This is a genomic window from Williamwhitmania taraxaci (assembly GCF_900096565.1).
GTDB classification, from domain to species: Bacteria; Bacteroidota; Bacteroidia; order Bacteroidales; family Williamwhitmaniaceae; genus Williamwhitmania; species Williamwhitmania taraxaci.
This window is the reverse complement of the sequence record NZ_FMYP01000143.1, coordinates 1-2681: the sequence shown is the minus strand read 5'-3', so window position 1 is coordinate 2681 and position 2681 is coordinate 1. Positions and strand designations below refer to the sequence as shown.

Below are 2681 nucleotides of genomic sequence, written 5' to 3'. Positions count from 1 at the left end.
TGAGGCTAATGGTGGCCTTGGCGGCATTCCACTTCCAGCCCTTTACCTTTTTGCCGTTTACCATCACCTGCTTTGGCTGGCGGGTAAGGTTGTGGAGGCATAGGTCTACATCTTTTTCTTGTCCCCCGAAACCTTTTCCAACCTCTGGAATAAATTCCACAGTGAGATTCTTATTCTTAGCTTCGGCCGTAATTGTCAGCAGCTCGTAGGCACCCTTTTCGAAGGCTTCGGGCGTAGCGCCATCGTCGCCGTAGAGGCGGTAGCTGGTGCTCTTGTTTGCCTCCATGTAGTAGTGCACCTCTACGCTGTTGTAGTTTGCCTTTGTGGTGGAAGCAACCTTCTTCAGCATTGGGATTATGGCTCCACCCTTCACCAGCACCGGAATATGGTTGAGCGTTACGGGTAGGGTAACTTCGGCTCCACCCTCATACACCTTTCCGGTGTAGAAATCGGTCCAGGTGCTGCCCTTGGGTAGGTAAACCGTTTGCTCCGTTACTCCGGCTGCCTTAATGGGCGAAACGAGAAGGGCATCGCCCCACATGTAGGCCTTGTCGTAGGTAAGCAGCATGTGGTTGGTTGGCTCTACGTAAAATAGTGGCTGCATTAGCGGCTTTCCTGTTTGGCTATTCTCATAGGCCATGGTATAAATGTAGGGGAGCAGCTTGTAGCGAAGCAGTATGGATGCGCGGGCGTAAGCTTTGGTGGTGTCGTTCTGGAATACGGGTTCGGGCGCAATATTCTCCTGAGCATGTGGTCGGAATATAGGCTGAAAAACGCCATATTGTAGCCAGCGGATATATAGCTCGTTGTCGATTTTGTCACCACCGGCAAATCCGCCAAGGTCGGAGTGCATGTAGGCCAAGCCCTGCATTCCCATTTGTAGGGCAATCTCGGGTTGGGGAATAAGGCCACCCCAGCTGCGGCTTACGTCGCCGCTCCAGGGAATAATGCCGTAGCGCTGCGAGCCTGCATAGCCCGAACGCATCAGGATAAACGGACGGGTTTCGGGGAAATCTTTTTGGTAGCCCTCGTAAACCAGCTGCGCCCACTTATGTCCGTAGGCATTGTGCACCTCGTCGGCAGAGCCGTTGGCGTGTTGCAGTCCTGCCGGATGCACTTCTGGTTCGCCAAGGTCGCCCCACCAGCCACCAATGCCTTGGTTGGTCAAATCTTTGTATATATTCCAGAACCAGTCACGGGCCTCGGGCTTAAATATGTCGACTAGGCCGGTGTTGCCAAAGTAAAAGTCGTAGGTGTATGGCTTTCCGGTAGTATCGGTGCCTAAAACTTTTTGGTTCACGGCCTCCTGCCAGCGGCTCGAGGTGGTGAGAACAAACGGTTCGGTAACCAGTATGGTTTTAACGCCTCTGTCGGTAAGGCTTTGAATCATCTTTTGTGGTTCGGGAAAACTGTCGCGGTACCAGTCGAGGCGGCCCATGTCGCCAAAAATTCCCTTGCCAAACCAGTAGATGTCAACAATGGCAGCATCAACAGGAATAGAGTCTTGAAAAAACTTGTCTACCGTTGATACCACCTCGTTTTGGGAGTGGTAGCCAAATCGGCTGGAGAAGTTTCCAAAGGCCCAGCGTGGGGGCAGCGGTTGACGACCGGTAAGGCGGGTGTATTGGTCGGTGAGGTCGAACCAGCTATCTCCGGCAATAATCGTGTAGTTCATTGTTCCGCTTATGGTTTCGTAGGTCACGGTGTTGGTGGCCTTGCTGTCGAGGTCGAGCGTGCCAATGGAGGCGTTGTCGAACAGCACAGCGTAGCACTTGCTCGAGAGGAACATTGGGAGGCTATAGTTCATCAGCTCCGAGCGGGTTTCGTAGCCGTAGTGCGCCCGGTTGTATAGCTTCAGATTGTTGCCACGGCGGTTCATGCCCAGCACGCGGGCACCTCCGCCGTAAAGGATTTCGCTTGCTCCAATGGACAGGCTCATGCTTTGGGTTGAGTCGGTTTTAGTAAAACCTTTGCCCTCGCTTACCAGCAGGGAGTCGCCGTAGTAGTAGCTAAGGCCAAAGGGACTCTTTTGAACCTCTATGCGTATGCCCCCCGTGCTAACGGTGATACCATTGGCGGTTTCGGCAAGAGTCGGCTTCACTCCGGTGGGCTTCATGCTCACGCCGTAGGAGAAATTCTTTGGCTTAGCCCCGTTTGGGATAAAGGTGGTTTGCACCATCTTCTCATTAATGGGAACTAGGGTGTATGTTCCATCCGAAACTTGGATTTCAACCTTTCCAGAAACTTCTTTTGCTCCAGTAAATGTTCTCTCACTTGGTTGGCCAAAGGCGGTAGATATACCGAAGGCAAAAACTAGGAATAGCGGCATTCTTTTAATCATAGCTCAGGATTTTCGAAATCACTTTAATGAACTTGCACTAGGCTTGAATCGCAAATGTATTCATAAACGGCTGGATTGGTTATGGTATAAAGTCATATTTTGTTAGTAAGGGTTTGGCATACAGGTGCTGTTGCTACAGTAGGGGTAGTGTTAAAACGATTGCGCTACGGTCCTGCTACCTGTGTTTTTTTGTAAAAGGTATTGACTTTTGCTTTTGGATGTTGTAATTTGCGCTTGTGTTGTAATAATACCTTAAATCCGCAGGTCGATTGCTAGGTTTTAAATCTTAGCGTATTTAGGTTTGCTTGGTGGATATTTTGCCATTTTTTTGGTTCGACAT

General features: G+C 50.6%; 1 protein-coding gene. It reads right to left on the bottom strand.

Features of this window, described 5'->3' with window-relative positions; genetic code table 11:
• Positions 1 to 2341 (bottom strand): glycoside hydrolase family 31 protein (locus tag BLS65_RS17485; RefSeq protein ID WP_125869950.1); only part of this gene is annotated, 2341 nt, incomplete at its 3' end.
• Positions 2342 to 2681 lie beyond the last annotated feature (340 nt).